The organism is Sphaerochaeta sp. UBA5836 (genome assembly GCF_002432845.1).
Classification (GTDB): Bacteria; Spirochaetota; Spirochaetia; order Sphaerochaetales; family Sphaerochaetaceae; genus Sphaerochaeta.
Map to the genome: position 1 here is coordinate 1 of NZ_DJGW01000085.1, position 3977 is coordinate 3977.

Genomic DNA, 3977 nt, shown 5'->3' on the forward strand with positions numbered 1-3977 from the left:
TTTCATGCTCGATCCCTTCTGCTACGACACAGTGACCGAGCTTGTGGGCCATACTTATGATGTCACCGGTAATCGCCTGCTCTTCGGTGAGGGTCATGAGTTTGTCGATGAAGGACTTGTCAATCTTCAAACAGTTGATGTTAAGCTCCCGCTCGCGGGCGAGGGATGAGTAGCCGGTACCAAAATCATCAATTGCAATCTGGATTCCCAGACTTTGCAGCTGCCCCAGCACCCTGTTGATATCCTGATAATTGGATGCAAACACCGATTCAGTTATTTCGAGGCAGATGGAGTGGGGATCGACCTGCATCGCCTTGATCATTCTCAGCAGGTTGGCATTAAAATCATGCTTCAGCAACTGTATGGCTGAGATGTTGATGGAAAGGAAAATATCGGAATACCCGAGGCTTTGCACCGTATTGAGAAACCGCAGGGCTTGAAGAATGATGGAGTCTCCCAAGGGGATGATAAGCTTGGTTTTCTCGGTGATCGGGATGAACTGAAGCGGCGGGATAAGGCCCAGTGAAGGTATCTGCAGACGAGCAAGGGCCTCAAAACCAACAATCCTGTTCGTCCCGAGATCAAGAATCGGCTGATAGTTGAGAAACAACGAGCCGTTTCCCTCTCCGGCTGCAATCCGACTGAGTTCAGCAGTTATCACTTCCTCACGGTAGAGCTCTTCCTCCATCGCCTTGTCGAAAAAGCAGTAGGAGCTATCGTCATGCAATTGCTGCAACGCCTTCTCTGAAGCAACCAAGACATTTCTCAACAACTGCTCCACATCCTTGGTCGTCCCCTTGCCTATCTCGACAATACCGATGCCCCAATTGATGCCTTCAATGATCAGGAAGGTCTCAAGAAGTGATGATATCCTTTTGCAAAAGGCTATCAAATCCTCTTTATCACGATAGTCTTTCACATAAAAAGAGAATCGATACTCATGCGTCTTGCACAGAAGACACTGATCGGAGCAGAGCACAAGCAAGGAGCTTGAGACCTTCTTGATTATCTCCTGGGTATATTGAAAACCATAGGTCATGCTTGAGGTATGCAGTGCACTCAGGTTGACTGCAAGCACGGCACGCTTGAGTGACGGATGCAGATCGGCATCCGAAAACAACAACTGTTCAAGGTATCGGCGGTTGTACAGGCCGGTCCATATATCATGCTCGTTGAGGAACATGAGCTCGTGCTCGATTTTCTTTCGATCCGAAATATCGAGAATGATACCCTCAAGTTCCAATACTTCATCATGTTGGCCATACAGGCCCTGTCCGGTCTCCCATACCCAGCACCGCTGCCCGTCAGCCTTGATGATTTCATACTCATAGGTGAACGTCTGGTGCAACGGCAACACCCGCGCCCACTCCGCTCTGATTCCCTGTTGATACGAAGGTACGATCAGGTCATTGAAGCAGATATCACGATTATACAAGAGACTCTCATTTTCATACCCGGTCAAGGCTTTGCACCCATTGGAGACATAGAGCACCGTCCAGTCATGGTCATACTTGGTCCGGTAGGCAAGGCCGGGCAGATGGGAAAGCAGCATCGATTTGCTGCGCTCGCTTTCTGCAAGCCTCTGTTCCGCTTCCTTCCGCTCTGAGATGTCCTGGACCAGACAGATATGGCTGTAGGAGTGATTGCTTTGGATTTGCAGTGAAGCAACCACCATGGAAACCCACACAGCGGAGCCATCCGGTTTTATATACCGTTTTTGGAGGGAGTAGCTCGGTATCTCTCCTGCCTGCAGCCGCCTGAACTGCTCAAGGTCGGCCTCAAGGTCATCAGGATGGGTGATTGCGGCCCACCCGAGGCTTTTCAGCTCCTCGCTCGTCCATCCGGTGATCTCCTCGAACCGGGGATTCACCCTGAACACCTCGTTGATCGGACCATCGATCGGACCGATGCCATGGGAGATGGAAATACCCATCGGGGCTTGCCAAAAAATGGCGTTGAAGAGGAAGGCCTGCTCGTTGAGCAGCTTGCTGCGGTCCTTTTGCAAAACCTGCGCAACCTGCTTGGACACAACAGCAGCAGTAAGCGGCGGGTGCAGGATTGAATCACTGTCCCCGCTATGGGCGATCAGCATAACAGCGTAGCGGGGATTCTGTTCGATGGCGTGAAGCAACAAGAGGGCGTCAAGGGTGTCGCCTGTGGCATCGATGAGTATCAGAACGAGGTCTGAGAGCTTGGCAATGCATTCCAAGGCCTGCTTTCCATCCTCTGCGAAGGAGAGCTCATGCGATGTCAAGGCCGCTTGCATAATCACCCGATTTTCCCGGGATGTACCGACCGCTAAAATATGTGTATCCAAGTCAGCTCTCCTTGCACCTACTATGCAGTATACATGAGGATTGGTCCCACGAGAGAAAATTCTGTCCGAACGCAACTGCTCATCACAGCCAGAAGGGTGATACCACAGAGTGAAAAGAGCTGGACCACCGCCAAGGGGCTTGCAGAGACAAGAAAAACAGCTCTTTTTGCCTCAAGGCACGTTCGCAAAATTGATTGCAACTTGCATGATCGGCTGTGATGGACTAGAGTACTACAACATATGGGAACGCACACAAAACTGATGACCACCGGATCCATCCAAAGGAATCTGCTCTCCTTTGCGATTCCCATCTTCCTGGGCAATCTTTTCCAACAACTCTACCACACCGCCGACTCCCTGGTAGTGGGAAATTTCATCGGCAAGGAGTCGCTGGCCGCAATCTCCTCCATCGGGTCGCTGACCATGCTGCTGATCGGGCTATTCCAGGGCATCTTCGTAGGTGCAGGTGTGGTCATCTCCAAATCCTTCGGCGAAGGCGACAAGGCTGCCGTACAAGAGGCTGTGCACACAACCGTAGCCCTCGGGCTTTCCGGCAGCGTACTGCTCACAGTACTCGGGTACTATTTCGCCCCTCCGATACTGGTCTGGATGCAGACACCGCCAAGTGTGTTCAACGATGCAGAACTCTATATCCGCATCTACTTTCTGGGCATCGGCACCCTCATTCTCTACAATACCGCCAGCGGAATCCTGCAAGCGGTCGGGGACAGCCGTCATCCATTGTACTTTCTCATCGTCTCCTCGGTCATCAACATCGTCTTGGATCTGGTGTTTGTTGCAGTACTGGGCATGGGAATCGCAGGAGCCGCCTATGCCACCATCATAGCCCAGGCGGTGAGCGCCATCCTGAGTTTCCGCCTGCTCTTTACCACCGGTGATATCATCAAGGTGCGTTTGAAACATATACGTTTCCATAAGGGGTTTCTCGCCCCTATCCTCAGGCTGGGCATCCCATCGGGAATCCAGAACTCGGTGACAAGCTTTGCAAATGTCATTCTTCAATCCTCGATCAACCTCTTCGGACCGGCGGCTATGGCAGGCAACGGGGCGTTCATGCGCATCCAAGGCTTTGCCTTCATCCCCATCACCGCCTTCGCCCTTGCGCTTACGACCTTCACCGGCCAGAACATGGGGGCCGGTGAGTATGAGCGGGTACGAAAGGGAGCCCGCTTTGGGGCGGTCTTTGCCATGGTGCTTGCCGAAACCATCGGGCTGTTGATGTACTTCGGCTCAGAACCGTTGATCGCCCTGTTCAGCCGTGATCCGGAAGTTATAGCCTTCGGGGTGCAGAAGTCCCGCATTGCAAGCCTGTTCCTCTGGGCCCTCGCACTCAGCCATGCGATGGCCGGAATTTTCCGGGGGGCGGGCAAGTCCATCGTCCCGATGAGCGTCATGCTTGCCGTCTGGTGCATCTTCCGCATCATCTTCATCCAGGTGGGACTGTCCATCGTTATGGACATCCGAGTCGTCTACTGGGCCTACCCTGTTACGTGGACGATCAGCTCGGTAATCTTTTTCATCTACTATTTTTCGGTCGACTGGATGCGTCAAACCAAGTAAACTGGAACCACCGATAGGAGGTTCTCATGGATACGACCACCTTCACCCTCTCCAAAGTCCGATGCATCCCCATGGTAAA

General features: G+C 52.5%; 2 protein-coding genes. One reads left to right on the forward strand and one right to left on the reverse strand.

Annotated elements, in window-relative coordinates:
* Positions 1-2317, reverse strand: a 2317-nt coding sequence (locus tag B3F49_RS07500; RefSeq protein WP_293910155.1) for an EAL domain-containing protein, incomplete at its 3' end; no start/stop codon positions are given.
* Between the two features lie 240 nt (positions 2318-2557).
* Here B3F49_RS07500 and B3F49_RS07505 point away from each other — a divergent pair.
* Positions 2558-3898 carry an MATE family efflux transporter gene (locus B3F49_RS07505; RefSeq protein WP_293910157.1) on the forward strand — a complete coding sequence of 447 codons (1341 nt, stop codon included), beginning with the start codon at positions 2558-2560 and terminating at the stop codon, positions 3896-3898.
* Positions 3899-3977 lie beyond the last annotated feature (79 nt).